The 25,569-nt window shown below is 76.8% G+C and carries 23 protein-coding genes and 3 pseudogenes; 13 read left to right on the forward strand and 13 right to left on the reverse strand.

Annotated features, from left to right (window positions below; all coding sequences use genetic code 11):
- Positions 1-66: 66 nt before the first annotated feature.
- Both L6E17_RS23160 and L6E17_RS23165 read left to right on the forward strand, forming a co-directional pair.
- On the forward strand, positions 67-1,368 hold the full coding sequence (locus L6E17_RS23160; protein WP_236242668.1) for a glycosyltransferase: 1,302 nt from the start codon (positions 67-69) through the stop codon (positions 1,366-1,368).
- A gap of 4 nt (positions 1,369-1,372) precedes the next feature.
- Positions 1,373-2,224, forward strand: coding sequence for a DMT family transporter (locus L6E17_RS23165; protein ID WP_236242669.1), 852 nt, complete (start codon positions 1,373-1,375; stop codon positions 2,222-2,224).
- 142 nt (positions 2,225-2,366) lie between these two features.
- On the opposite strand, the gene L6E17_RS23170 is transcribed toward L6E17_RS23165, so the two are convergent.
- A complete protein-coding gene (locus L6E17_RS23170) occupies positions 2,367-3,203 on the reverse strand; it encodes a LysR substrate-binding domain-containing protein (protein ID WP_236242670.1) in 837 nt (278 codons plus the stop codon).
- A gap of 72 nt (positions 3,204-3,275) precedes the next feature.
- On the opposite strand from L6E17_RS23170, the gene L6E17_RS23175 reads away from it, so the two are divergent.
- On the forward strand, positions 3,276-3,665 hold the full coding sequence (locus tag L6E17_RS23175; RefSeq protein ID WP_236242671.1) for a DUF5997 family protein: 390 nt from the start codon (positions 3,276-3,278) through the stop codon (positions 3,663-3,665).
- A gap of 92 nt (positions 3,666-3,757) precedes the next feature.
- Here the strand turns inward: L6E17_RS23175 and L6E17_RS23180 are convergent, their stop codons facing one another.
- The 4 genes from L6E17_RS23180 to L6E17_RS23195 form a co-directional block, all read right to left on the reverse strand.
- Positions 3,758-4,432 carry a hypothetical protein gene (locus L6E17_RS23180; RefSeq protein WP_236242672.1) on the reverse strand — a complete coding sequence of 225 codons (675 nt, stop codon included), beginning with the start codon at positions 4,430-4,432 and terminating at the stop codon, positions 3,758-3,760.
- 127 nt (positions 4,433-4,559) lie between these two features.
- A complete protein-coding gene (locus tag L6E17_RS23185; protein ID WP_236242673.1) occupies positions 4,560-5,012 on the reverse strand; it encodes a DUF6114 domain-containing protein in 453 nt (150 codons plus the stop codon).
- Position 5,013: 1 nt separating this feature from the next.
- On the reverse strand, positions 5,014-5,646 hold the full coding sequence (locus L6E17_RS23190) for a DUF6230 family protein (RefSeq protein WP_236242674.1): 633 nt from the start codon (positions 5,644-5,646) through the stop codon (positions 5,014-5,016).
- A gap of 212 nt (positions 5,647-5,858) precedes the next feature.
- Entirely contained in the window at positions 5,859-6,653 is a 795-nt protein-coding gene (locus L6E17_RS23195) for a MerR family transcriptional regulator (RefSeq protein WP_236242675.1), read from the reverse strand.
- 604 nt (positions 6,654-7,257) lie between these two features.
- On the opposite strand from L6E17_RS23195, the gene L6E17_RS23200 reads away from it, so the two are divergent.
- Entirely contained in the window at positions 7,258-7,662 is a 405-nt protein-coding gene (locus L6E17_RS23200) for a hypothetical protein (protein WP_236242676.1), read from the forward strand.
- Positions 7,663-8,420: 758 nt separating this feature from the next.
- Positions 8,421-9,710 carry a glycoside hydrolase family 71 protein gene (locus tag L6E17_RS23205; protein WP_236242677.1) on the forward strand — a complete coding sequence of 430 codons (1,290 nt, stop codon included), beginning with the start codon at positions 8,421-8,423 and terminating at the stop codon, positions 9,708-9,710.
- A 236-nt stretch (positions 9,711-9,946) separates the two neighbouring features.
- On the opposite strand, the gene L6E17_RS23210 is transcribed toward L6E17_RS23205, so the two are convergent.
- Positions 9,947-10,201 (reverse strand): response regulator transcription factor, encoded by a 255-nt coding sequence (locus L6E17_RS23210; protein ID WP_236242678.1) that lies wholly within the window; start codon positions 10,199-10,201, stop codon positions 9,947-9,949.
- A gap of 809 nt (positions 10,202-11,010) precedes the next feature.
- Entirely contained in the window at positions 11,011-12,717 is a 1,707-nt protein-coding gene (locus tag L6E17_RS23215) for an amidohydrolase (RefSeq protein ID WP_236242679.1), read from the reverse strand.
- A gap of 874 nt (positions 12,718-13,591) precedes the next feature.
- Between L6E17_RS23215 and L6E17_RS23220 the strand changes: the two genes are divergently transcribed.
- Entirely contained in the window at positions 13,592-15,391 is a 1,800-nt protein-coding gene (locus tag L6E17_RS23220) for a serine/threonine-protein kinase (RefSeq protein WP_236242680.1), read from the forward strand.
- Positions 15,392-15,666: 275 nt separating this feature from the next.
- Here L6E17_RS23220 and L6E17_RS23225 read toward each other — a convergent pair whose 3' ends face one another.
- The 3 genes and pseudogenes from L6E17_RS23225 to L6E17_RS31615 all read right to left on the reverse strand — a co-directional run.
- Complete coding sequence (locus L6E17_RS23225; RefSeq protein ID WP_236242681.1) at positions 15,667-16,140, reverse strand: VOC family protein; 474 nt, start codon at positions 16,138-16,140, stop codon at positions 15,667-15,669.
- Positions 16,141-16,224: 84 nt separating this feature from the next.
- Positions 16,225-16,823: pseudogene (locus tag L6E17_RS23230) on the reverse strand (LysR family transcriptional regulator substrate-binding protein).
- Between the two features lie 179 nt (positions 16,824-17,002).
- Positions 17,003-17,128, reverse strand: a pseudogene (locus L6E17_RS31615) (LysR family transcriptional regulator); the annotation flags it as partial.
- 94 nt (positions 17,129-17,222) lie between these two features.
- On the opposite strand from L6E17_RS31615, the gene L6E17_RS23235 reads away from it, so the two are divergent.
- Both L6E17_RS23235 and L6E17_RS23240 read left to right on the forward strand, forming a co-directional pair.
- A complete protein-coding gene (locus L6E17_RS23235; RefSeq protein ID WP_236242682.1) occupies positions 17,223-18,116 on the forward strand; it encodes a PhzF family phenazine biosynthesis isomerase in 894 nt (297 codons plus the stop codon).
- Complete coding sequence (locus tag L6E17_RS23240; RefSeq protein ID WP_236242683.1) at positions 18,113-18,994, forward strand: alpha/beta fold hydrolase; 882 nt, start codon at positions 18,113-18,115, stop codon at positions 18,992-18,994. Before L6E17_RS23235 ends, L6E17_RS23240 begins: the two co-directional genes overlap by 4 nt.
- A gap of 14 nt (positions 18,995-19,008) precedes the next feature.
- Here L6E17_RS23240 and L6E17_RS23245 read toward each other — a convergent pair whose 3' ends face one another.
- A complete protein-coding gene (locus tag L6E17_RS23245; protein WP_236242684.1) occupies positions 19,009-19,419 on the reverse strand; it encodes an ATP-binding protein in 411 nt (136 codons plus the stop codon).
- Positions 19,420-19,473: 54 nt separating this feature from the next.
- Positions 19,474-20,367 carry an MEDS domain-containing protein gene (locus tag L6E17_RS23250; protein ID WP_236242685.1) on the reverse strand — a complete coding sequence of 298 codons (894 nt, stop codon included), beginning with the start codon at positions 20,365-20,367 and terminating at the stop codon, positions 19,474-19,476.
- 459 nt (positions 20,368-20,826) lie between these two features.
- Here L6E17_RS23250 and L6E17_RS23255 point away from each other — a divergent pair, with 459 nt between their 5' ends.
- From L6E17_RS23255 to L6E17_RS23265, 3 genes are all read left to right on the forward strand, one after another.
- On the forward strand, positions 20,827-21,108 hold the full coding sequence (locus tag L6E17_RS23255; protein ID WP_236242686.1) for a hypothetical protein: 282 nt from the start codon (positions 20,827-20,829) through the stop codon (positions 21,106-21,108).
- Positions 21,109-21,382: 274 nt separating this feature from the next.
- Complete coding sequence (locus tag L6E17_RS23260; protein WP_236242687.1) at positions 21,383-21,721, forward strand: hypothetical protein; 339 nt, start codon at positions 21,383-21,385, stop codon at positions 21,719-21,721.
- 105 nt (positions 21,722-21,826) lie between these two features.
- Positions 21,827-22,108 (forward strand): hypothetical protein, encoded by a 282-nt coding sequence (locus tag L6E17_RS23265; RefSeq protein ID WP_236242688.1) that lies wholly within the window; start codon positions 21,827-21,829, stop codon positions 22,106-22,108.
- 78 nt (positions 22,109-22,186) lie between these two features.
- Here the strand turns inward: L6E17_RS23265 and L6E17_RS23270 are convergent, their stop codons facing one another.
- On the reverse strand, positions 22,187-23,389 hold the full coding sequence (locus L6E17_RS23270) for an erythromycin esterase family protein (RefSeq protein ID WP_236242689.1): 1,203 nt from the start codon (positions 23,387-23,389) through the stop codon (positions 22,187-22,189).
- A gap of 58 nt (positions 23,390-23,447) precedes the next feature.
- Between L6E17_RS23270 and L6E17_RS23275 the strand changes: the two are divergent.
- Positions 23,448-24,232 (forward strand): annotated as a pseudogene (locus L6E17_RS23275) (TioE family transcriptional regulator).
- Between the two features lie 659 nt (positions 24,233-24,891).
- Positions 24,892-25,560 (forward strand): lysophospholipid acyltransferase family protein, encoded by a 669-nt coding sequence (locus tag L6E17_RS23280; protein WP_236242690.1) that lies wholly within the window; start codon positions 24,892-24,894, stop codon positions 25,558-25,560.
- Positions 25,561-25,569 lie beyond the last annotated feature (9 nt).

The following is a 25,569-nucleotide window of genomic DNA, read 5'->3' on the forward strand; positions in this document are numbered from 1 at the left end:
CCTCACCGCGCGGCGTCCCCCCGGGACGTCCGACCACACACGCGATTCCTGCGCGAGGAGGGTTCTGTGCCGGTACAGCCGACGGCCCCGGGCGGGCCGCTGTCCGTGGCGGTGCTCATCGAGCTGGTCAGGACGCCCCTGGCCGGCGGGCAGGTCAAGTGCTGGGAGCACTTCGCCGACGCCGCGGCCGGCACCGACCCGGACCGGCTGGGCGTCGACCTGACCCTGTATGTCCTCGGCGACCGGCCCCGCGTCGAGGAGCTGTCGCGCGCCGTGCGGTTCGTCGCGCTGCGCCCCGTCCTCAGTACCGCACCCCTCAACCGGGGCGACGGGGACGTGTCCGACCTCGCGCCCCACCACCCGGCGCTCGCCCGGCTGCTGCCCCGCCACGACGTGTGGCACGTGACCCACACCCTCGCCTTCGCGTCGACGGCCGCCCGGCTCCGCCGCCGCGAGCGCCGCGCCGGACGGCCCCGCCCCACCGGCCTGGTCGGCTCCGTGCACACCGACATGCCGGCGCTCACCGAGGCGTACGTCCGGCGCATGCTGGGCGCCCGCCTGGACCGGCACCCCGCCCTGCGCGCCCTCGACCCGGCCGCCCGCTGCGCCGCCCTCATGCGGCGCCGCCGCGACCGCGTCCTCGCCGCCTGCGACCACGTGCTGGTGGCGACACCGTCCCAGGAGCCCGAGATGGCCGCGCTCGTCGGCGGGGAGCGGGTCAGCAGGCTCGGCAGGGGACTGGACCTCGGCCTCTTCCGGCCGGACCCGGACGCGCGTGCCGAACTGGCTGCCCTCGGCGTGCCGCCGGGCCCGACCGCCGTCGTGTTCGCCGGACGCGTCGACGCCTCGAAGAACGTGCTGCTGCTCGCCGCCGCCGTCCGGCGGCTGCGTGCGCGGGGCGGCGACGCGCACCTCGTGGTCGCCGGCGCCGGCCCCGACACGGAGCGGATCGCCGCGCTCCTCGGTCCTGGCGCCACCCTCCTGGGCGCCCTGCCGCAGGAGCGGCTGGCACGGGTCCTCGCCGGCGGGGACATCTTCGCGCTGCCGTCCCGGACGGAGACCATCGGCAACGTCGTCGGCGAGGCCATGGCCTGCGGCCTGCCCGTCGTCCTGCCGGCCGGCACCCCGACCAACCACTGGCTGGCCGAGCCGGGCGGCGACGGCCTGCTGGTGCCCGACGACACGGAGGAGGCGTGGGCCGCCGCGCTGGGCCTGCTCGTGGACCGCCCGGACCTGCGCGCCGCCATGGGGGAGCGGGCCGCCGCGACCGTACGGGCCCGCCACCGCACCTGGGGCCGGGTGCTGACCGACGACCTGCTGCCGGTGTGGCGCGGCGCCGCCGCCCGCACGCCGGTGACCGGAGGCTGACCGCGTGGTGGTCGCCGTCGTCGCCGCGCTGGCCGCCGGGGCTGCCTTCGCCGTGGCCGGCGTGCTGCAGCAGCGCGCCGCCGCCCGCCGGCCCGACGGCGACACGCTGTCCCTCCGGCTGGTCCGCGCGCTCGCCCGCGACCGGATGTGGCTCACCGGCATCGGCCTGGCCGTCGTGGCCTACGCCTTCCAGTCCGTCGCGCTCGCCTTCGGCCCGCTCAGCCTCGTGCAGCCGCTCATCATCAGCGAGTTGCTGTTCGCGATCCCGCTGTCCGCGCGGCTGCGGCACCGGTCCCTGGGGGCCCGGGAATGGGCGGGCACCCTGGCGGTGACCGCGGGCCTGACCACCGCGCTCGCGGCGGCCAGGCCCGGCGCGGGCGACCCCGCGGTGCCGCTGAGGTCCTGGCTGCTCGTCCTCGCGGCCGTCGGCGGGCTCGTCGCCCTGACCCTGGCCCTCGGCCGCCGTACCGCCGGAGCGCCGAAGGCGTCGCTGCTCGGGCTCGCGGGCGGCCTGGTGATGGGCACCCAGTCCGTGCTGCTGGACGCGACCGTCGAACGGCTGGGCGACGGACTCGGCGCGGTGCTGTCCTCGTGGCAGACGTACGTCCTGGTGGCGGCGAGCGTGGCCGGACTCGTACTGATCCAGAGCGCCTTCCAGGCGGGCCCGCTGGCGGCGAGCATGCCGGTGATCGACGCGACGGAACCGGCCGTCGCCGTCACGGTCGGCGTCGCCGTCTTCGGTGAGACCGTCCGCACCGGGACGCTCTCCCTCGCCTTGGCGGCCGTCGGCGTGGCCGTCCTGCTCGCGGGCATCGTGCTGCTGGACACCTCGCCCCTCTTCCGCCGGCTCGACTGACCCGCCGGCGGGTCACCGGTGCCGGCCGCCCGCCGGCCGCGCGGGGCCGCGTCCGGTACGGCCGGACCCGCCCGCCCCGCGCCGATCCGCCGTGCCCGCGGCACAGGGCGGCTCGCCGGGCCGGGCGGCCGAGGATCCGCGCTCAGGACCGGCGGCCCCGGCGGCCGGTTCCCTTGGGGCCCCCGGAGCCCTTGCGCGCGCTGCCGCGACCGGCCTGTCCGCCGGAGCTGCCGCGCCGCTGCGCGCCGCCCTGGGACCGGGTGCCGCCTGCGGCCCGGCCGGCGCCCCCGCTGCCGGGGGACCGCTGCCCGGGCGACCGGTCCCCGGACCGGTCGCCGCCGGGCTTGCCGCCCGCGGCCTCGGCGGCCCTGCGGCCGCGGGTGCTGTTGACCGTCCGCCCCCGCACGATCCCGATGAAGTCGTCCACCAGGTCCGTGGTCCTCGCCTCCGGCCACGACAGGGCGACCTGCGACTGCGGCACCCCCGTGACCGGCCGGTAGGTGAGGTCGCGGCGGTGGTGCAGGCGGGCCAGCGACATCGGGACGACCAGGACGCCCACCCCGGCCGCCACCAGCTCCACGGCGTCGGCCGTCGTCGCGGGCCGCTCGAAGGCGGGCCGGCCGGGCGGCCGCTCCCAGTCCAGGGTGTCGTCGAGGGGATGGAAGACGATCTCGTCGGCCAGGTCCTGTGCGCCGACCTCGTCGGCCGCCGTGAAGACGTGGTCCTTGGGCACGACCACCACGGTCGTCTCCGTGTAGAGGGGGATCGCGCTCAGCACGGTGCGGTCCACCGGCAGCCGCACGAGGCCCGCGTCGCACGCGTGGTCCCGCAGCACGCCGACCGCGTCGGCCGCGGGCACCGGCACCAGTTCCAGCGGGACGCCGGGCAGCCGCTCCTGCCAGATCCGCACCCACTTCGCGGGCATCACACCCGGGACGTACGCGAGCCTGAACGAGGGGGGAGCATCCGTGCCTGTCACCGGGCCAGGTTACCCGGCGCCCGGTCACCGGGCGTGGTCGGAGCCCGTGCGAATGCTCGATATCCTGGACGTATGACGTCGCACCGAACCTCCCAGACCATGAAGCCCGCGACCGCGGCCAAGAAGCTGGGGGTCTACCTTGAGGCCACCCCCGACGAGTTCCGTGAGGGTGCCGTCTCCCGCGACGAGCTGAACGCCCTGCAGGCGGACCCGCCGGAGTGGCTCCGGGAGCTGCGCCGCAACGGCCCGCACCCGCGTCCGGTGGTCGCCGCACGGCTCGGTGTGTCCATCTCGGGCCTCGCACGCGGCGGGATCACCGAGCCGCTCACGACGGCGCAGATCGAGGCCCTCCGCGAGGAGGAGCCGGAGTGGCTGCAGCGCGAGCGGGCCGTCCAGGCGGAGGCCCGCAAGGAGAGCGCCCGCATCAAGGAGAAGCGCGCCGCCGAAGCCGCCGGCGCCTGACCCGAGGGACCGCCGTGCGGCCCCGGCCCGCACCACCGGGGCGGCGGGGCCGGCGGGTGGCCGCACGGCGGGGTTCCTGATCCCTCCGGACGTCAGCCGGAGACGGTGATCTGCTGGGCCGGGTCGGTCGTGTCGGTCACGACGTACGTCGCGGTGAACGACGAGCTCGTCGCGCTCGTCGGGCAGCCGAAGCCGCCCACGACCTTGATGGGCACCGAGGCGCCCGTGAACGCCAGCTTGGACGGCGCGCCGTTCGTCCAGGTGCCGCTGGTGTCCGCGGGCCCGTTCGGTGCGGCGGTGACCGTGCAGCTCGCGAGCCCGGACGTCTTGACGACCAGTCCGCCGGTCGGCACGGTGAACGACGCCACGATCGGGGACCCGTACTGCATCGACACGGTCCACGAGCCGCTCGTGGTGACCGTGGCGCTCACGCCCGGCATGCTCGTGGTGCAGGAGCTGAAGGTCGGCGGGGTGAGGGCGCTGACGACCGGCCCGGCCGGGTTGTGGTTGGCGGGGGCGGCCGGGACGGTACCGCTGGACGTGGAGACCGAGCAGGTGACGGTCACGGAACCGGACTTGAGGGTGGCCTTGCCCGACAGCGTGGCGGCGAAGCCGTGACCGGCGGGGGTGACCGTGGTGGCGCCCGCCGCGGCGGAGCCGGGCTGCGCCACCGCGGGGGTGGTGCCGGTGAGCGCCAGGGCGCCGGCCGCGGCCAGGCCGGTCAGTAAGGCGACGGACTTGCGGGGGGACGGGGTACGGGGTGCCATGTGGGGTTCTCCTTCGGGGATGGTGTGGCCGATCGCCACGGAACTCGGTGTGGGGGGCCCGAAAGGTGCTGCGGTACGACCGGGCGGGGACCGCCCGGAAGCAGGAGTGGAGCGGGCGGGGCGGCGGTCAGCCCTTCCTGGCGGCGACCGGCTGCCAGGCGAACATCATGGCGCCGCCCGCGATGCCGAGGAGCGTGCCGACCAGGAAGCCGCCCAGGTTCGACATGACGAGCGCGGCGGCGGCCAGCAGGGTGGTCACCAGGCCGGCCATGGAGCGGTACTGGGGGGCGGCCCACGCCGAGCCGCCTAGCATGATCATGACAATCCCGAGCAGGACGGAAGGGACGCCCGCGATGCCCTGATGGAGCATTATTTCGACGGGTGCGAGCGGGATGGCGCAGATCTCCGCGCCGGCCAGGATCGTCACGAGACCGCCCCAGAAGGGCCTGCTCCGCCGCCAGCGCCGCCACGCCCGGCGGGCGCGGCCGGCGCGGCCGTTCCGGTCGGAGCCCGCAGGCGCGCCGGGGGGCGGGTCGGGGCGTGCCGGGGGTGCGGCGCCCTCCGTCACCGGGGCCGCCATGTCAGAAGCATTCCTTCTTGCCCTTGGTGATCTTCATGTTCAGGCCGGACAGCTTGAACGTGCCGGCGTTGGTGGCCCACGCGGTCTGTTCCAGGTCGCTGATCCGCACGGTGTCGGCCTGCTGGCCGAACAGGTCCTGCATGCCCTGCGCGCCGTCGGGACCCTTGTCCATCGTGGAGGCGTCCCGGCCGATCTCGATGTTCGTGAAGTCCGCGCTGCCGGAGAGCTGGGTGGCGTCCACGAAGAGGTCCGTGGCCACGACCGGCGACTTCTTGCCCGCGGTGAGGTTGAGCGAGATGTCGCCGACGATCGGCAGGGAGGTGACGACGGACTGGCACAGGTTGGCCAGTTCGGCGTGGCGGATCGCGGTGACGGCGACGGGCAGCAGCTCCTCGCGGGCGTTGGTGTCGAAGCTGCCGTACTGGACGAACCCCTGACCGGTGAGGCTGTCCGCCGACACCTTGAACTGCTGCCCCGAGACGGCGAAGGAGGCCGCGAGCGCGCCGCTCGACAGCGCGACGCCCAGGGCGGCGGTCAGGCCCACGGCCGGCACGGTCAGGGCGGCGAACCGCCTCCACCGGATACGGCCGACGACCTCGTCGTGCTCGGGCTCCGCGTCGGTTCTCTTTAACATGACATATCCCTCTCTCGGCGGCCGGCGCCGGGGACGGGGGAAAGAGTGGGGTGTGCTGTGCGGGACGGCCGTGCGGGCGGGGGAGTGCCGCCCGGCGGCCGCGCGTCGGGCGCGCCGTGGGGCGTGCGGCCGTACTCGCCGGTGTTACCGACGGGTTGAATGTAAGAGTGCCAGTGGCCATTGGCAAGGTCGGTGGAGGGGCGCTTTTCGGTCTACCCGTCGCCCCGCCCCTCCGCCCTCTTCAGCCACACCCCCAGCTCCGCCTCCACCCGCTCCGCCATGGCCCGCGCGAACTCGGAGGCGACCACCTCCCAGGCGACCGGGCGCAGCGCCGACACCGCGTCCACGATCCGCTGGACGTCGTGCGGCGTCAGCTCCTCCAGCTCCCGCCCGGCGACCACATGACGGCGGAACAGGCCGACGAACCGGTCTGCGACCGCCGCCGCCTGGCTCTGCACGAACGCCCCCGCGTCCAGGATGTCCGCCACCGGGACACCCTGGTCGACCAGCACTGCCGTCGCCTCCAGCAGACGGCGGCTGGCATGCGTCACCGTGTCGCCCTCCACCCGCAGATAGCCCAGCTCCTCGGCCCGCCGGGTGTCCTCCGCGGTCGCCGCGTGCCCGAACCGGGCGACGAGCTCCGCCAGCGGCAACCGCACCGGCTCCTCCCGCACCCAGTCCCGGGTCATCACCCGCTCCAGGCCCAGCAGTCCGGCGATCCCGCTGCCCTGCTCCCAGGCGCGCAGCAGCTCCGCGATGCCGTTCACCGTGTAGCCGCGCCCCAGCAGGTCGTCGATCAGGCGCAGCCGGGTCAGGTGGTCCTCCGAGTACCACGCGATCCGCCCCTCCCGGACGGGGGGCGGCAGCAGCCCGCGCTCCTGGTAATACCGGAGGTTGCGCACCTTCACCCCCGCGGCCTGCGCCAACTCCTCACGCCGGTACCGCTTCACGCCGCCGCACGCCCCCTCGCCGGACTGCCCGCACCGCCCGCTGTCTCCCCCGCTCATCCCGGCGAGTGTAGGCCGTGCCGCCCGGCCGATCGATCATCCGCCGCGGATCACCGGGGCACCGCCACACCCCACCGCCTCGGGCGCTGCTGCCTCGCGCCCGCCGCCCCATGCCCCGGCCACCCCCCGGCTGGTGCTGCTGGCCCTGCGGCCTCGGGGCCTGTCATCCCCCGGCAGGTGCTGCTGGCCCTGCGGCCTCGGGCTGTCGCCTCGGGGCCTGTCGCCCTCCGGCTGGTGCTGCTGCCTTCCGCTGCCTCGGGGGCTGCTGCCTCGTGCCCCTGCCACCCTCAAGTTCCCGCCCCCCGCCCCGTGCCACCGCACCCAGCCCCTCGGGCCCGGGCGCTGTGGCGTCCGGCGGGCTGCTGACCGAAACCCGCGCTCGTAGCACTGCTGTCGGCGCGCCTCCGCCCAGGTGGCGCGATCCTGGGGCCCGGTCGGGCCCCAGGATCCACCGCCGCCGCCACCCGGCAGACACGGCCCACCAATCCCCTGTGACTGCTTGGCAGTTCACCCAAGCGTCGCTCCGCGGCTCCCTCGGGCGGGGCGAGCCGCCTTACGATGCGGCAGCGGGGCGAGCACGCGCGCCGGGGACACGGGGGGCCGGATGTCCGGGACAGTGCGGGGTGCGACCATCGGCGCCACGGAGCGGCTGCTGCCGCCCGGAGTGCTGCTGTACCGGCTGCTGCCGGACGGCGGCATCGTCCTCGCCGACCGCGAAGGCAGCCGTGAACTCGCCCCGGAAGGACAGGACTTCCTCCGCTTCATCGACGAGGGCCAGTTCGCCCACTACCTGGTGGGGGACGCGGCGGCGTCCCCCGAGCGGCCCTCCAACGCCACCGTCAAACTCGGCGTCGTCGCGCCGCGCAGCGCGTTCACCCCGCACGCCCACGGCGGGGAGCACCACGTCCTCAGCCTCGGCCACGCCGCCTGCGGTCTGTACGACACCGCACGCGGCCGCGTCGTCGACGTGCCGCTCACCCCCGGCATGCTCAGCGGTCGAAGACCGTGACGGTGCGGCGGGGCCGCGGCTGAGCCGAAGGCCGCCTGCCGTGTTGCCGGGTGCCTTGTGCGGGGGACGCAGGGCCGTGCGGCGGCCGCCGTCCGAGACGTCCGAGGCGGGCCAGGCCCTGCACACCAGGTGCTTTCCAGGACCGGGCACAAAGGCGGGTGGCGGGGCGTCACCGGCGCCACACCCGCACCCCGCCCTCCACTTGTGGAGATAAGTTGTCCGGATGGCGGTCATCCGCTCTACTGCTGTACGACATGCGTACACAGGCGGGGGGCTGACAGGGAGGCGGACATGGGGACGCGGTCGGGAAGCGGCAGGGCGTCAGGGCACGGCGGGCGCAGGGGAGCGCGCCGGGGGACGCGGCGCGGCCACCGCCGGGCAGCGCGCCGCGGCAGGACGCCCCTCACCCTGACGGCCGTGGGCTTACTGCTGGCCGCGGTGTGCACGACGCTGGTCACCGCCTGGGCCTGGCGCGACACCGCGCCCCCGCCCGCAGCGGCCGCCCAGCCGCGCACCGCCCCGTCCCCGGTGCCGCTCGGCGGCTCCGACGGCGAGGCTCCCGGAGGCGAGGCGTCCGCGGCACCCGGCGCGGCGCCCGAGGCCCGGGCCGTCCAGCGGGGAGCGCGCCCGGCGCCGCACGCAAACCGGAGGGGACGCGCACGAAGGGCCCCGCCTCCGCGCCCGCGGCGAGCGCGGCCTCCGGCCCGCTGCCCTTCGACCTCCCCGACCGGGCCGCGCTGCGGGCCAAGGGCAAGCTGGTGTTCGCCCACTACTTCACCCCGTACCCGCTGTCCCTGGACAACGCGGACCCGCGCAGCGACTACTACGCGCGCAACTACCTCAACCCGACCGGCGAGCGCGGCAAGCACAGCGAGTACGGCGGGCTGCTGCGTGACCGCCCGCTGCCGGTCGAGCCGAAGGAGGGCGACTGGGAGCTGGCCAACCTCCGCCAGGAGGTGCGGACCGCGCGCGACGCGGGCCTCGACGGCTTCACCCTGGACATCCTCTCCCTCTCCGGCCCCAACTGGGAGCGGTCTCAGAAGCTCCTTGAGGCGGCCCGCTCGGTCGACTCCCGCTTCACCGTCATGTTGATGCCCGACATGTCGTCCCTGCGCAGCGTCGACGCGGCCACCCTCGCCGACGCCGTCGCCGAGCTGGCCGAGAGCCCCGCGGCGCACCGCCTCGGCGACGGCCGGCTCGTCGTCTCCCCGTTCAAGGCGGAGGCCAGGAGCGTCGCCTGGTGGTCCGACGTCCTCGACCGGCTGCGCGACCGCCACGGCATCCGCACCGCGTTCGTACCGCTCTTCATCGACTTCGGCTCCCAGGGCGAGGCGTTCGCGCCCATCAGCTACGGCTTCTCCGACTGGGGCAGCCGCAGCTACACCGGGCAGGACGGCCCTTCCGGGGACGCCCGGCGGGCCCACGCCCTGGGCAAGATCTGGATGCAGCCGGTGTCCGTCCAGGACGCCCGCCCCAACCAGGGCGTCTACGACGAGGCGGGCAACACCGCGGCCCTGCGCGCCACCTGGGACCGCGCCATCGACAGCGGAGCCGACTGGGTGCAGCTCACCACCTGGAACGACTACTCGGAGGGCACCCACTTCGCTCCGTCCGTGAACAACGGACACACCTACCTGGACCTGACGTCGTACTACCTCACCCGCTTCAAGACGGGGAGCTGGCCGAAGATCGTGCGGGACACGCTGTACCTCACCTCGCGGACGCAGTTCGCGGACGCGGACCCGACCGGCGACCAGTCCAAGGTGATGAAGCTGCGGGAGAGCAGCGCGGAGGCGCGGGACCAGGTCGAGGTGCTCGCCTTCCTGACGGCGCCCGCCACCGTCCGCACCACGGTCGGCTCCACCACGACCTCACGGGACCTCAAGGCCGGGGTGCACCCGGCGCTCAGCCCCCTGCGGGTCGGAGCCGTCTCCGCGGAGGCAGTGCGCGACGGTCGGCGCATCGCCTCGGCGCAGCTGCGGGAACCCGTCCGCGGCTCCGTGGAGGTCCAGGACCTGCAGTACCACGCGGCGACCAGCGGCCGGTAGCGGCGGGAGCCCGGCCCCCCGCCCCCTCCCGCAGCCCGGCGGCCGGCCGGGAGCGCCGGGGCCCTGCTCCATGCCCGCGGCCCGCCGAGCCCACCGGCGGTCCCGCTCCCGGCCCGTACCCCCGCCAGAAGGCCGCCGGGCCCCGCTCGCAGCCCTGTCCCGCCGGGAGGGCCGCCGGGGGCGGCGCCGGGGCCCGCAGGGCACGGCGGGGAGTCGCCGCGGGCCCCGGCGCCGCGTCACGGCGCCGGTTCCAGCCCCCACGCGGTGGCACGGGCGGCGGCGGCCGCGCGGTTGGGCACGCCGAGCTTGGCGAGGATGTGCTCGACGTGCGTGGCGACGGTGCGGCGGGCGACGCAGAGCCGCTCCGCGATCTCCGGGTTGGTGCGGCCTTCCGCCAGCTCCGCCAGCACCTCCAGCTCCCGCACGGTCAGCGACGAGGGCCGGTCCACGGCACGGCACACCACGGCGGTCCCCGCCGGGCCCCGGGCCAACCGCAGTTCGTACAGCCGCCCCCGTACGGGACGAGCAGCCGGGCGGGCACCGGCCGGCGCCGTGCCGCCCGGCGCACCGCGACCGCCAGGGGCGAGTCCGCCGCGGCGAACCCGGCAGGCCGGTGCCCGTCCGGCGGCACGGGCACCGCCTCCGGCGCGTCCGGCACCACCACCGTGCCGGGCACACCGGCGCCCCGCCCGGCCGCCCCCGTCCCCGTGCCGCCGGCCGGCCGGGGCGCAGCGGGTCCACGGCCGCCGCGAGGCAGTCGCCGAGCAGCGCCACGGCGGCCCGCGCCGGACCGTGGTCGCCCCGAGCGCCCCGCGTCGCGCTCACGTTCAGCATGCCGACGTACCGGCCGTCCGCGGCGAACAGGCACTGGGCGACACCGTCCCGCACGCCCAGCGGCTCCAGCGTGTCCCGCCATCCCGGCGACAGCCTCCGCTCGGGATCCGGTACGTCGTGCCACCAGCGGGCCCCGCCGGGGGAGCGGAGGACGGACGCGAAGCCCGGGTCCTCGTGCAGGCGCCGCTCGATGTACGCGTTCGCCCCGTCCGGGTACGTGCTGGCCAGGGTGGTGTGGCGGCGCCGCAGCGGGTCCCACTGGGCCAGCGAGGCGTGGTCGTGCGCCACCACCCCGGACAGCTCCGCCAGCAGAGTCCCGGCGCCACCGCCGCCGCGCGCGGTGCGCAGCGCCGCCTCCCGCACCCGCAGGGCCCCGCCCCACACGTCGCCGCCCCCACCGGAACCGTCCCACCCCGTCACCCGGCCAGCATGATCACGCAGCGCGGGCGCGTCAAACGGGCACGGTTCACCCGCCCAGCTCGTCGTGCACCACCTGACCGCCCACCGCCGTGAACACGACCGGCATCCCGGGGATGCCGTGCGGGTCCGCCGACAGCAGGTCGCCCGCGACCACGCACAGGTCGGCCGCCTTGCCCACCTCCAGCGTGCCCTTCCAGTCCTCCGCGAAGTCCTGCCAGGCCGCGTCCGCCGTGTACGTCCGCAGCGCCTCCCGCAGGGAGATGCACTGGTCGGCGCCGCTGACCCGGCCGCTGCCGCGGGCCTCGCGCAGCATCATCGTCGAGACCCCCTGCCGCCAGTCGGGGAAGGTGACCGGCGCGTCCGAACCGCTGGTCACCCGCACGCCCGCGTCGAGGGCGTCCCGGTACGGCCACTCGTAGGCCGCCCGCTCCGGCCCCACGAAGTGCTCCTCGATGTCGGCGACGGCCCACTTGACGGTCGGGTTCATGTTGACCCCGAACCCGTGCCGCGCCAGCGTCCGCATGCTGCGGGCCGTCAGGAAGTCCCCGTGGATGGCGTAGTGGCGCGGATCCGCCCGGGGATGCCGCTCCGCGGCGGCCGCGAACGCGTCGACGACGGTGTCGATGGCCCGGTCCCCGGTCACGTGCACCCCCAGCTGGTGCCCGGCCGCGTGCCCGTACCGCACCATCTCGGCGACCGCCGCGCTGCGCTCGTCGTCGCTGTCGCCGCCGACGCACAGGCAGCCGAACCCGCCCCCCACGTACTCCTCGTGCATCCACGACGTCCGGTTCAGCGGGATCCCGTCGGCGAAGACCTTCACGCCGTGCACGGCCAGCCGCCGCGGATCGGGCGAGCGGAACCCCGCCACCGCGCCCAGCCCGCGGACGAACTCCTCCACCGTCCCCGCCATCCCGGCCGGCAGCCACAGCACGCCCACCCGCGCGGTCAGCTCGCCGTCCGCCAGCAGCCGCCCGTACACGTCCAGCGTGTCGGCCGCGAGGGCGCCCCGCATCAGCGCGTCACCGCCCGGCCCGAGGCCCGGCTCGGTGTAGCTGGTGACACCGAGCCGCGCCAGCGTGCGCAGCGCGGCCCTCAGCGCCTCGGCACGGACCCGCCCCGACAGCGGGGGCAGCGCACGGTGCACCAGCTCCTGCGCGCCCTCCTGGAACAGCCCCGTCGGCACACCCCGCGCGTCCGTGACCAGTCCCGGCACGGCGCCGCCACCGGGTCCGCCCGGCACTCCGGCGGCGGCCAGCGCGGCCGAGTTCACCCACGTCGCGTGGCCCGACGCCGCGTACAGCAGCACGGGCCGGTCGGGACTGACCGCGTCCAGGTCGTGCCGGTCCGGCAGCCGCTCCGGGTCCGCCGCGCACTCCCGCAGCACCCCCGGGTCCCAGCCGTGCCCGAACACCCACTCCCCGGGCGGGGTCCGCTCGGCGGCGGCGCGCACCGCCTCCGCCACGTCCGCGATGCTCCGCACGCCGGGTGCCGCCAGATCCACGGAGAGCGGCGGCCGGGTCATGCCGAAGGCGCAGCCGTGCAGGTGGGCGTCGTTGATCCCGGGCAGGAGCGTGCCGCCCGCCAGGTCGACGACCCGCGTGCCCGGGCCCACCGCCGCCATCACCTCCCGGCGGTCGCCCACCGCGCTGACGGTGCCACCGGTCACCGCGAGCGCGGAGGCGACCGTGAACCGCGCGTCCACGGTGAGGACGCGGCCGTTGACGAAGACCAGATCCGGGTACGGGGCTGCCACGACGGGCTCCTTTCCCCGCGCCCGGAGCCGGGTGCGGCAGCGGGCGCGACGGTGCGAACTGAACGCCCCGACTCTCCGCCGGCGGGCCCGCACCGCGCATCGGTCATCCGACCGACCCGCCACCGGGATGCGCCGCTCACCGCCCGCCTCACGCCAGTCCCGGCCGGTCGCCCCGGTCCGGGAGCACGGCCCTGCCCCGCCGCACCGGCAGCAGCGCGTGCCCCGCCGGCGCACCCGCGGACGGGCACCGGCTCCCCGCGGGTCGCCGCGGTCCCGGCCGGTCGAGCGGCAGCGGGAAGCAGCCCGCGGCCAGGGCCGCCGCCACGAGGAGGCTGCGGCCCCCGCTCTGCGCCGCACCGGACGCACGTGCGGCTCACCGCACCCGCCACCGCACCCCGTTCGACCGCGCCGGTCCACCCTCACACCGCGCACACCGCGCCCGCTGCGCCTGCCGCACCCACCGCGCCCGCTGCGCCTGCCGCGCACTTCGCGGCACTGCGCCTGCCGCGGAACCGCGCCTGCCGCACCCGCCACGGCCACACGCCTGCCGCGGCACCACTCGCACCACCTACACCGCGCCTGCCGCGCTCGCCGTGGCACCACGTGCACCACCCGCACCGCGCCTGCCGCGGCCCCACGCCTGCCGCGCCCGCCGCGGCACCACTCGCACCACCTGCACCACGCCTGCCGTGCTCGCCGCGCACATCGCGGCACTGCGCTTGCCGCGGCACCACCCGCACCACCCGCACCGCGCTCGCCGCGCACACCGCGTCGGCCACCCTTCGCCCACGGCCGCCCGCCGCCGGGAAGGCGGGCCGCGATGCCGCCGACCGGCGGCGCGCGCTGTCACCCGTACGCCCTACGATGACCGGCCATGAGCATGAGCGAGTCCGGCAGACCGGTGGTCGACGGGCGTTTCGAACTGGTCTCCCGCCTCGGCAGCGGAGGCATGGGCACCGTGTGGCGGGCCCGCGACCTGGCCCTCGACCGGGAGGTCGCCCTCAAGGAGGTACGCCCGCCGGACCCCGCCGCGGAGCAGGCCACCCCGGGCCTCACCGCCCAGCTGCGGGAACGCGCGGTCCGCGAGGCCCGCGCCCTGGCACGCCTGTCGAACCGGCACGTGGTGACGATCCACCACATCGTGGAACCCGCCGACGGCGCGCACCCGTGGATCGTGATGGAACTGGTCGAGGGCCGCTCCGTCTACGACCGGCTCACCGACGGCCCCATGCCCGTCGACGAGGTCGTCCGCCTGGGCCTCCAGGTGCTGTCCGCGCTGCGCGCCGCCCACGCCGCCGGCATCCAGCACCGGGACGTCAAGCCCGCGAACGTCCTGCTGCGGCCCGACGGCAGCGCCGTCCTCACCGACTTCGGCATCGCCGCGATGCAGGACGCCACCACGAGGCTCACCTCGACCGGCGACCTGATCGGCTCACCGGAGTTCATCGCCCCCGAACGCATCCGGGGCGAGGAGGGCAACCCGGCGTCCGACCTGTGGTCCCTCGGCATGCTCCTGTACGTGGCGGCCGAAGGCCACCACCCGCTGCGCCGCGCCACGAACCTCGCCACCCTCGTCGCCGTCCTCGACGACCCGCTGCCCGCCCCGGTGCGCTCCGGGGTGCTCGCCCCCGTCCTCACCCGCGTCCTCCAGCGGGACCCGGCGCTGCGACCCGACGGCGCGGAGCTGGAACGGCTGCTGCGGGCCGCGGCGGGACAGGCAGAAGCCGCGCCCGCCGCACCCGCGCCCACCGCGCCCCTGCCCGCCGGGCAGGCCCGGCCGCCGCGCCCACCGGAACGCCGCCGCAGAGCTCCGTCCCGCCGGGCGGGGCCGGGTGGCCGCACCCCCACGCCGCCTACACGCCCACGGCCCCCGTACCGCAGCCGTCCGCGGGGACCGCGGGCACGGGCCCGTACGCCCCCACCGTGCACGACGGCGCCGCCAAGGGCTCCTTCGGCCCGCCGGTCCCGCCGCGGGACGAGCGCCGCCGCGCCGCCGCGCCGCGGCCGTGCTCGCCTCGGCGGCCGTCGTGGCGCTGGCCGTCGCCGGCGCGGTGTACGGGCTGCCCGGAGGCGGCACGGGCGACGGCGCACAGGGGGCTCCCGGCCCGGTGCGACCGCCGCCACCGAAGGCGGCGCCGGCAAGGCCGGCGCCGGGCCCGCCGCCGCGGACACCGGCTCCACCCCGGCCGCCGCGGCCGCCGGAGCACCCGCCGTCCGGGGCAGCCTGCTCACCACGGCGAACGTCCGCGCCGTCCTGGCCGCGTTCCGCGAGGCGAGCGGCTCCGCGCAGGTCACCGAACTCACCGTGTACGAGGACTACGCGCTGGCCTCCATCCCCACCGCGCCCGGCGCCCGTACCTACGACGCGTACGAGTTCCGGGGCGGGGCCGCCCGGCGTACCGGCCCCGGCGGCACGATCAGCAGCGACAGCGCCGACGAGCAGCCGTTCGACGTGGCCGCCCTCGCCTGGGACCGGCTCCCGGACCTCATGAAGCAGGCGGAGCGGGACCTGGGCGTGGACGATCCGACGATGCGCTACGTCATCGTCGACCGGTGGACGTTCAACGGCGACGAGCCGACGATGCGCTTCTACCTCACCAACGAGTACCGCGCCAGCGGCTACCTCGCCGCGGACCGCACCGGGAAGGTCGTGGCCACCCACCCCTCGTCCTGACCCCGCTCCGCGCCCCGCCCGGGCGACCACGGAGCCATCCGGGGCGCGGCCGTCCACGCGGCCGGCAGGCTGAGGCCCGGCCCCGCATCTGCCGGCCGGGGCCGGGGAGCCCGCCCGGCACCTCCCCACTCCCCTTCCTGCCGCGCTCCCGTACCGCCGGGCCGCGCGGGCAGGCCGTACCTGCCCCGAGGGCCGTATCTGCCCCGAGAGCGAGCCGACCGGGCTCCCGCGGGGCAGGGCGCCCGCCGGGCACGGGAAGCTCGTCCCCGGACAAGTCAGTCGCCGCCCTCCGACCGCATCATCTCCTCGGCGCGCCGGTCCATCTCCTCGGGGGACACGTCCTCGACGTGGCTGGCGACGTTCCAGTGGTGGCCGAAGGGGTCCTCGAACCGGCCGCTCCGGTCCCCGTAGAACTGGTCGCGCACCGGATCGAGCTCCGTGGCGCCCCGCGCGAGGGCCGCTGCGAACACCGCGTCGACGTCCTCCACGTACACGTACAGGCTCACCGGCGTGCCGCCGACGGTCCGCGGACTGCGGAAGTTCATCTCGGGGGACTCGTCGGACAGCATGACGACCGAGTCGCCGAGCACCAGCTCGGCGTGAGCGATCCGGCCGTCCGGGGCCTCCATGCGCATCCGCTCGCGCGCACCCAGCACGGAGGTGTAGAAGTCGATGGCGGCCGCTGCGCCGTCGAGGCACAGGTAGGGGGTGACGCGCGGATGGTCTTCGGGGACGGGCTTGACGCTCACCGGATTCCTGCCTTTCGCACGGGGTGAGGAGCACCGACCAGCCTGGCACGGTCCCCGGCAGGCCGCAGCCCGGGCGGGTCCGCGTCAGCGGGGGCCGAAGTGCCGCCCGAGCTCCTCCATGACGGCGCCGACCGCCGGCGACCGCCACCGCCGGCGCAGCCGTACCAACTGCACCGGCACGTCAGGGAAGCGGGGACCCGCCACCTCCGCCAGGGTTCCGTTGCGCAGGGCGCCCGCCACGGTGACGCGCGGCAGCAGCGTCAGCCCCAGCCCGGCCGCCACGCAGGAGCGGGCGGCCTCGATGCTGCCGAACCGGGTCAGCCGCGGCCGGGCGTTCGGTACGGCGAGCAGTTCGCGGGCCAGCCGGTCGCTGTAGGAGCAGCCCTGCTCGTGCAGGAAGACATGCTCCCGGGCAAGGTCCGCCCAGCCCGCCGCGGCGCCGGGCCGCCGCCCCGCGGCCAGCGGATGCCCCGGGGCCGCGACGAGCACGAGGGCTCCTCGGCGACCCGTTCGGCGTCGAGGTCGGGGTACGCGGCCCGCTCCTCCAGCAGCAGCGCCAGGTCCAGCCGCCCCGCCCGGAGCCCGTCGACCGCGTCGGCGGTACCGGACGGCTGCAGGTGGATGTCGACGCCCGGGTGCGTGCGGCGCAGCGCGGCCACCACCCCGGCAGCCGGGCCGAGCACAGCGTCTCCCCGGCGCCGATCACCACCTCGCCGGACACGGGGCCTGCGTCGGCCGCCGAGGCGGCGGCCCGCAGCCGCGCCTCGGCGTCCAGGACGGCCTCGGCCTCGGCGAGCAGCCGCCGCCCCGCGTCGGTGAGGACGGCGCCGCGCGGCAGCCGGTCGAAGAGCCGCGCCCGCAGGTCCTGTTCCAGAGTTCTGACGTGCACGGTCACCGTGGACTGGGCGAGATGCAGTTCGGCGGCGGTGGCCGTGAAGTTCCCGGTGCGGGCGAGCGAGCTGAAGGTGCGCAGGAGGCGGGTGTCCACACCCCGAGCCTAACCGTAGCGATCGGCATATCCGATCGGAGGGACCGCATATCATCATTTCCCTGCATGGCAGGAGGCGTGGCACCGTGAAGCCATGAGCAGCGCAACGAGCCCCGAGGTCCTGCGGTACGCCGCCTTCACCCCCGCATGCACCCCCGCCTCCGCCGCCTCGGCGGCCGCCGGCAACCCGGCCGGGGTCGTCCTCGACGCCTCCGACCTCGACGACGCGGCCATGCAGGCCGTCGCCGCCGAGGTCGGCTACTCCGAGACCGCCTTCGTCACCGGCGGGGACGACGACCGGCGCCACGTCCGCGTCCGCTACTTCAGCCCGCTGGCCGAGGTCCCGTTCTGCGGCCACGCCACGGTCGCGGCGGCCGTGGCGCTGGCCGAGAGGGCCGGCACGGGCGCGTTCGTGTTCGACACACCGGTGGGGCCGATCCCGGTGTCCACCGACGCCGCCCCCGACGGCACGGTGCGGGCCGCGCTCACCAGCGTCCCCACCCGCTCGCGCCCGGCAGGCCCGGAGGAGCTCGGCGCCGCCCTGGCCGCGCTGGGCTGGGCGGCCGACGACCTCGACCCCGCCCTGCCGCCGCACGTCGCCTTCGGCGGCAACGAGCACCTCGTGCTCGCCGCGGCCACCCGAGAGCGACTGGCCGGCCTCTCCTACGACTTCGACGGCCTCGCGGACACCATGCGCCGGTACGGCTGGACCACCCTCCAGCTGGTGTGGCGCGAGAGCGCGGACGTGTTCCACGTCCGCGGCCCCTTCCCGGTGGGCGGCGTCGTGGAGGACCCCGCGACAGGCGCGGCCGCGGCCGCCTTCGGCGGCTACCTCCGGGCGCTCGGCCTCGTCGACCGGCCTGCCACGCTCACCCTGAGGCAGGGCGAGGACATGGGCCGCCCGAGCGAGCTGCTCGTGGACGTCGACCCGGCCGACCCGCGGATCCGCGTCACGGGCCGCGCACGGCAGATCGGCGGCGCCCGGTGACCACCGGCGCGGACGCCGCGGTCCACGTCGACACGGGCGACGGGGTGCGCCTCGCCGTGCACGACACGGGCGGCGAGGGGCGACCGGTGGTCGTCCTCCTGCACGGCTGGCCGGTCACCTCCCACCACTGGCGCTTCACGGTGCCCGCACTGGCCGCCGCGGGCTTCCGGGCGGTCACCGCGGACCTGCGGGGACTCGGCGGCTCCACGGCGGGCGGCGGGCGCTTCGACAAGGAGGCGCTGGCCGGCGACGTCATCGCCCTCGCGGACCGGCTGGGCGCCGGCCGCTTCGCCGTGGTGGGACACGACTGGGGCGGCACGGTCGGCTACCTCGCCGCGGCCGCCCACCCCTCGCGGATCCGCGCCCTCGTCGTGGAGGAGGAGGTCCTGCCGGGTGTCGACGCGCCGCTCCCGCCGCCCGGACGCGACCACTACCCGGACTGGCACGGCCCCTTCAACCGCCACCCCGGTCTCGCCGAGACCCTGCTCCCAGGACGTGAGGACGCCTACCACGGCGCGTTCCTCCGCCAGAGCGCGGGCCCCGAACCGCTCGCCGACGAGGCGGTACGGGTCTACCTGGACGCCTACCGGCGCCCCGGCGCCCTCGCGGCGGGCCTCGGCTACTACCGCACGGGCCGGGCGGACGCCGCGGCGGTGCGCGCCCGTGCGGGGAAGCCGCTGCGGACCCCGGTCCTGGCGATCGGCGGGCGGTACGGCATGGGCACGGCCGTGGCGCACAGCCTCCGCACGGTGGCCGCGCACGTCGAGGACCTCCAGGTCCCGAGCGCGGGACACTACCCGGCCGAGCAGCATCCGCAGACCGTCAACCCGCGGCTCGCCGCCTTCCTGCGGCGGCACAGCGGCGCCCGGCAGACGTGACCCCCTCGGACGGGTCACCCGGGGCAGCCCTCACCGGGAGCCCCCGGCGCGGGCGCCGCGGACAGCCGCATCGCGAAGGTCACCGCGGCCCCCGACGGGCCGCACACGACGGTCAGCCGGTCGCTGACCGTCCGGGCCACCCACAGGCCGCAGCCCCCGCCGGGCCCCGCGCCGGGCGCCTGCGGGATGGCGTCCTCGGTGAATCCGGGGCCGCGGTCGGTGACCCGGCACTCCAGCTCCGCCGCCGTCCGGCTCAGCACCAGCACGCCCCGGCCGCCGCCGTGCCGTACGGCGTTGCCCGCCACGGCGTCCACCGCCACCACGAAGTCCCCGCGCCGCGGGCCCTCCAGGCCCGCCAGGGCGGCGCAGCCGTCGGCCAGCAGACGCAGCCCCGGCAGGTCACCGCCGCCGAACTCCCGGCGCACGAGGACCCGTCGGCGGCATCCGGCACACCACCGGTCCGATCCAGCACCATGCGGCTACCTCACCACATCGAGTACGGCCGGATCCGCGCCGAGCCGCCGCAGCAGCAGCGCGTGCCCCGCCGAGCACCGGACCCGCAGCGCGCGGCGCAGCGCCGGCGCCCGGTCCAGCACCCGGGCGAGCTCCCCGGCGCAGCCCGCTCCCAGGAAGCCGGTCCGCAGCAGGTCCACCGTGGCGGCCGCCCCCGGCTCCCCGCCCCGGCCCGCCGTGAGCAGGTCCTCCAACGCGGCCGTGAACCGCTCCTGCGTCGCGGTGTCGGCCTCACCGATGACGTACAGCGTGGCGCCGTCCCGCCGGCACCTCAGCTCGCCCAGCGCGGGCAGCAGGTGCTGCGGGTGCGCCCGGCACATGGCCTCCAGCACCGGCCGGTCGAACCGCCGGCGGTCGTAGGCGCAGATCTCGCTGTAGAAGCCGCTGTCGAAGAGGTGCCCGGCCCGCCGCTCGCGGTCCATCATCGCCTCCACGTCCGCCCCCAGGTCCGCGACCCACCCCATGTCGATGTACGTACGCAGCCCCGCGTACCCCTCGGCCCGGGCCGCCTCCGTCTCCTCGGCGATGCGCTCCCACTGCCGGTCCGCGGTGAACCGCCGCGCCGGCAGGATGAGTTCCCGCATGCTGCTCGACCGCAGCTGCTCCCGCGCGTACGCGCCCGCGACGAGCGGGCCCGGAGCCTGCTGCAGCCGGGCCCGCAGCTGCGCGGGCGTCAGGTCGGGAGGGCCGAACACGATGACCTTCTCACCGCGGGTGAGACCGGCCCACACGAACGCCGCCAGGACGTCCCAGCCCGGGGTGCCGCCGTCGTAGCACAGGAACGCGTGATGGCCCAGCCCCATGTGCTGCACGGGCAGTGTGCCGGGGTGCTGCTCCTCCCCGCCGACGTGCACACTCATGTCACCCACCCCCGAAGAGCCGCATGGTGGGTCCACGGTAGCCACCGGCCGCGGGTGGTCCGGTACGGGGAACGCTGGATGACCGATTCTGCTGTCCCCCGTCCGCGTGGCTTCGCGCAGATGTACCCCTCATTCACGCCGTCCGGTGCGCCCCCTGAACCGCACGCGCGGGAGCGTGCGCGGCGCGGGAGCGGCGGGCGGCGCGCACGGCGCGAGGACCGCACCCCATCCCGCCCCGGGCGCTCCGACGCGGGCCGCACGGCAAGCCGTCCTCCGAGACCCGCAGGGAGTCGCCCGAAGCGCGGGCGGTGCTCGTCGGCTACCCGAGGCGGGTGCCCGCCGATCCCGCGGCCTGCCGCGCGGTGGTCCCCGACGGCACCCAAGAGTCCTTCGCCGACATCCCGGCCGGCGCGCTCCCGTTCCTGGACCGAGCCCTCCCGGCCCCCCCTCGACATCCGCATGCAAGGCACCGCGCACGCCCACGGCGCCCACTGCGTCGACCCCTACGCCGAGACGGGCACCGCGGCGGCCTGCGCCGGCAGGGACCGGGCCCTGGGCGCGCTGCTGGAGAAGTCCCAGGCGACCCTGTTCCACCACACCGTGCCGTGGCTGCCGCACCCCACCGGGGACGGCCGCGACGACCTGGGCGCACGCCGCCGCCGGCCTGTACGCGCGCTGACCGCCCGGCGCGCGCGAGCCGGACCGCCCCGCACCGGCCGGTCGGCGTGGTGCGGCCGGTGAAACGCCCTCAAGAGCCGCCCGGGGACCCTACGATGGCCGGTACGGCCCCGTGCCGGGCCGCCGACGCACCGCCCTCAGGAGGCCCCATGGCACCCCCGTCGTACGCCGAGAAGTGGCCTCCGAGCTACCCGCCGAAGACCCCGCCGCCCCCGAAGCGGCCCGTGGAACCGCCGCGGCCCGAACCGGGCGGCGGCGCCGAGGCGGCCGCGGCCATGCGCGTACGGGCCCGCATCGCGAACCGCCGCGCCGGCAACTGGACCTACCCGGCCGAGCCGTGGGCGGCGGCTCCACCCCGCCCCGGGCCGGCCGGGACGTCCTGGAGAAGCTGCGCGCCTGGGGGTACCGGCTCGCGGACGACCACCCCGTGGTGGCCCTCACCGTGCGCCTCGTGCAGGAGGCCGCCGCCGACGGGGGCCGCAGGGTGAGCGTGCACCTCGCCGACACCGGCGACGACCGCCAGGCGGCGGTGATGGTCCTCTCGCACGGCGGCGCGGAGGCCCCCGAGGAAGACGGTGTACTGGCCGAACTCGTCGCCCTGGGCGCGGTGTCGGTCGGCACGGAGAGCAACCGGGACGACGGCGGGCGCCGCCGCTGGGCGGTCGTCGGGCTGTAGCCCGCGTGCCGCCGAGGGCACCCGGAAGCCGCTCGGCCCGCCTCCGCTGCACGGCGGCCTCGGGGCGGAGCGGGGCGTGTCGCCCCGCTCCGGTACGGTGCCCGCATGAGCGGAGGCCGGCAGCCGGACCTGGACGAGATCGAAGCGTGGTTCGCCGCAGTGGCCGAGGGGCGGGTGAGCCGCGACGCGGCCGACCGGTGGGCCGCCCGCCGGTACCTTGACGACTCGCACCGGGACGACGGTCGCGGAGCCGGCGACCTGGCCCGGTGGGCCCTCGGACTCCTGCACGGGATCGACCTGCGGTCCGGCCCCGGCGAGCCGTACCTGCACGACGACGCGCAGGTACGCGGATGGCTCGAAGAGCTGCGCCGCCGCCGCGCCGCATGACGCGGCCCGGCCACGCGGGGCGAGCCGCCCGCTCCGACTCGGGGCGACGGCCGGGCGGCCCGCAGCGCCCCGGGTGCGTCACCGCCGGGGGACGTCCCTCACGAACACGAGCGCGTCCATGCCCTCCAGATGGGCAGGGTCGAGCGGGGCGTAGCCGAACCACGGCGACACGCGGGGCACGGGCCGCGCGGCACCGAACGCGGAGGCCAGCCGCCGGGCGTCGACGACGCAGCGCTCCTCCGGCAGTCCGGAGAGGACGCCCTCGACGCTCTCCGGCCCCGGCGCGTCGACCCCCCGGTGCCGGATCGTGCCGAGGGCCGTGGGCACGAACGCGTAGTCCGCGCCCAGCCGGGCGCTCACCAGCGCCCCGGCGCTCCACCACTCGGCGGACCCGCCCCGCATCCCCATCGAGCTCTTCTCCCGCTGGAGATGGGCATTGTGGGCGTGGACGAGTGCCGGCCCCCGCGCGGCGACGGCGAGCAGGTTCCGCGCCATCATCAGGTCGCGCAGCGCGCACAACCGGGACATCCGGACCGGTGCCGCGTCGGCCATCGCGTGGTGGTAGCGCAGCAGGCCGGTCGCGGTGCGCCCGTACAGGCGCGCCCGGTCCCAGTCGTCGCGAGGGCCGGCCGCGAGCAGGTGCGGCGTCTGCGCGTCGAGCAGCGCCACCAGGTCGTCGGCGAGCACCCGCAGCCGGCCCGCCTCGGCCGACTGCCCCGCGGACCGGGCGGGATCCGTCATCGCGGCGGGATCGGTCCACCGGTCGTCGGGACCGAGCAGGCCGTCCAGCGCCTCCCGGGTGCAGGGCAGCAGATCCGGCTCCACCCGGGCCGCGAGGTGGTCGTACAGCGCGGTGAGGGCCTGCCGGGGGCTCTCGGCGCCGGTGATCTCCAGCGGCCCGTCGAACCCGGCGAAGCGGACCTGCCCGGAGGCGGGCCGGCCCTCGCTGTACGCGCGCATCCAGCGCACCAGCTCGCGGTTGGCGGCGGAGGCGCCCCAGCCGTGGCTGAAGCCGCGCTCCATGACCTCGTCGAGGCTGCCCGCGCCGGAGGTGACGTGGTCGTCCACGACGAGGCCCCGCAGGCAGTCGCTCTCCAACGCGATCGTCCGGTACCCCTCCTGCTCGACGAGCTGCCGGAAGAGCTCGTTGCGCAGGTCGAGCAGGGCGTCCTCGCCGTGGGTCGGCTCGCCCAGCGCGAGCAGCCGGGGCCGCGACGGCAGCAGCCGCAGGACGGCGGCGGCCTCGACGGCATGGGTGATGTCCGTGATGTCAGGAGCCATGCCTTCAACGCTATCGTTGAAGCTTCGGTGGAACCTTTTCGCGGATATCCTCGGCTGTATGGCGCGAAACCTTCAAACCCGTGACCGCCTCCGGCCGGTCGACCTGGCGCGCGGGCACGGTCTGTCCACCCAGGCGGTGCGGAACTACGAGGCGGCCGGCATCCTCCCCGCCGCCGACCGCACCCCGCACGGCTACCGCACCTACACCGCGCTGCACGCGGCGGCGCTTCGCGCGTTCCTCGCCCTGGTGCCCGGCCACGGCCACCGGACGGCAGCCTCCGTCATGCGCGCGGTGAACGAGGACGCGGTCGACGGGGCGTACCGCCTGATCGACGAGAGCCACGCCCGGCTGCTCGACGACCGGTCGACCCTCGTGGCCGTGGAGCGGGCCCTGCACAACCTGGCGCACGCGGAGGCACGGTCCGCCGCCGCGGCGGAACCCGCCGGTCCGCCTCGCCCGGCCGCGGGACCGGCGACTGCTGCGGCACCCGGCGGGGCCGCACGTTCATCGGGCCGCTGGCGCGGCGCCTCGGCATCCGGCCCGCCACCCTGCGTGCCTGGGAGCGGGCCGGACTGGTGCGCCCGCGCCGGGACCCGCACACCGGGTACCGCGTCTACGACGAGGCCGACGTCCGGGACGCCCGCCTGGTCCACCAGCTCAGACAGGGCGGCTACCTGCTGGAGCAGATCGCTCCGCTCGTCGCGCAGGTGCGGTCGGCGGGAGGGCCGGAGCCGCTGCAGGCCGCACTGGACGACTGGCGCGGCCGGCTCACCGCGCGGGGGCGCGCCATGCTGGCCGGCGCGGCGGAGCTCGACGCGTACCTCCGCACCCGCGGCACCTGACGGCGACCACCCGCCGCACGCCCTGCGCCCCTACGGCCGCCCGCCGCACGCCTGGCGCTCCTGTGGCCACCTCGCTACGCGCCCGCCGCCCCTGTGACCCCTCGCCGCACGCCCGGCGCTCCTGTGGCCACTCGCCGCACGCCCGGCGCCCCTGCGGCCGCACGCCGGCACGCCGGCACGCCGCCGGCAGGGTGGTCCTCCGCGCCTCGTCGCTGTGCGGCCCGCGCCTCGCTGGTCGCCCGCTGCGCCTCCGCGGGTGCGGCGCGGTCTCATCCCCGTCGGTCGATCGCCGCGGCCCCGCAGTGTCCCGGCGCGCGTCTTGCGCGGCCCGACCCGTCGTGCCCGCCCGCGGTCCGACGCTGCGCGCCGCGCCGGGCCCGTGCCCTGAGCCCGGCGGCCACGCGCTCCGCGCTCCGGGCCGCGCGCCACGCGCCGGAGGCCCGCCGGGCGCACCCGGCGCGCTCCTGAGACCGGCCACCGGCGGTGCCGACGGCTGCACGACGGCCGAACGCCCCGCACCCGCCCGGGGGACCCCTCCGTACGCGTACCGGTATGGCGCTCCCCACCCGGGCCCGGAGACGAGTACGCTCACTCATGCGGCACCGTGCGGACGCCGCCGACCATGGGGCCGACATCGTCCGACCGACACGGGGGTCCCCATGCTCAGCCGCCTCGCCGCCGCCCTGCTGCCCGCCTTCGGGCACCTCTCGGTGACCGCGGACTACGCTGCCCGCTTCGCCCCGGGCAGCGTCATCGCCGCCAACCACACCTCGCTCGCGGACCCCGCCGTCGTCCTGGCGGCCCTGCACCGCCTGGGCGTGCGGCCGGTGGTGATGGCCGCCGCCGGCCTCTGGCGCGTCCCGCTCCTGGGCCGGGCCCTGCGCGGCGGGGAGCACATCCCCGTACACCGCGGAGACCCCCGCGCGCCGCAGGCGCTCGACCTGGCCGCCGCGGCCCTGGCGCAGGGCCGTCTGGTGCTGCTGTACGCGGAGGGCGGGCTTCCGCGCCGCACCGGATCCGTGGAGGCCCCGCCCGAAGCCTTCCGTAGCGGCCTGGCCCGGCTCGTGGAGCGCACCGGAGCGCCCGTCGTGCCGGTGGGGCAGGCCGGTGCGCGGCGGCTGGTCTCGGGCGGCGCCGCGAAGCAGCTGGCCGGTGCGGTCACCGCCCCGGTCCGCCGGCCGCGCCTGCACGTCCACGTGGGCGCTCCGATCGCGCCGGCGGGGGACTGCGCGGCCCGTACGGCTCAGGCGCACGGTGCGGTCACGGCCGCGTGGCGGTCGGTCGTCGGCCATCTCGCGGAGTGGCCCGGAGAGCCGCACGCATCTTGACGTGTACGC

The sequence above is a fragment of the Streptomyces sp. CC228A genome (assembly GCF_021390935.1).
Taxonomy (GTDB): Bacteria; Actinomycetota; Actinomycetes; order Streptomycetales; family Streptomycetaceae; genus Streptomyces.

Coding starts and splice junctions, on each gene's coding strand:
- L6E17_RS23185 (WP_236242673.1), bottom strand. CDS start 5,012: ATGGCGGCCCCGGTGACGGAGGGCGCCGCACCCCCGGCACGCCCCGAC.
- L6E17_RS23270 (WP_236242689.1), bottom strand. CDS start 23,389: ATGGCTCCTGACATCACGGACATCACCCATGCCGTCGAGGCCGCCGCC.
- L6E17_RS23175 (WP_236242671.1), top strand. CDS start 3,276: ATGACGTCGCACCGAACCTCCCAGACCATGAAGCCCGCGACCGCGGCC.
- L6E17_RS23235 (WP_236242682.1), top strand. CDS start 17,223: ATGAGCAGCGCAACGAGCCCCGAGGTCCTGCGGTACGCCGCCTTCACC.
- L6E17_RS23250 (WP_236242685.1), bottom strand. CDS start 20,367: ATGAGTGTGCACGTCGGCGGGGAGGAGCAGCACCCCGGCACACTGCCC.
- L6E17_RS23180 (WP_236242672.1), bottom strand. CDS start 4,432: ATGGCACCCCGTACCCCGTCCCCCCGCAAGTCCGTCGCCTTACTGACC.
- L6E17_RS23220 (WP_236242680.1), top strand. CDS start 13,592: ATGAGCATGAGCGAGTCCGGCAGACCGGTGGTCGACGGGCGTTTCGAA.
- L6E17_RS23255 (WP_236242686.1), top strand. CDS start 20,827: ATGCAAGGCACCGCGCACGCCCACGGCGCCCACTGCGTCGACCCCTAC.
- L6E17_RS23200 (WP_236242676.1), top strand. CDS start 7,258: ATGTCCGGGACAGTGCGGGGTGCGACCATCGGCGCCACGGAGCGGCTG.
- L6E17_RS23280 (WP_236242690.1), top strand. CDS start 24,892: ATGCTCAGCCGCCTCGCCGCCGCCCTGCTGCCCGCCTTCGGGCACCTC.
- L6E17_RS23190 (WP_236242674.1), bottom strand. CDS start 5,646: ATGTTAAAGAGAACCGACGCGGAGCCCGAGCACGACGAGGTCGTCGGC.
- L6E17_RS23195 (WP_236242675.1), bottom strand. CDS start 6,653: ATGAGCGGGGGAGACAGCGGGCGGTGCGGGCAGTCCGGCGAGGGGGCG.
- L6E17_RS23265 (WP_236242688.1), top strand. CDS start 21,827: ATGAGCGGAGGCCGGCAGCCGGACCTGGACGAGATCGAAGCGTGGTTC.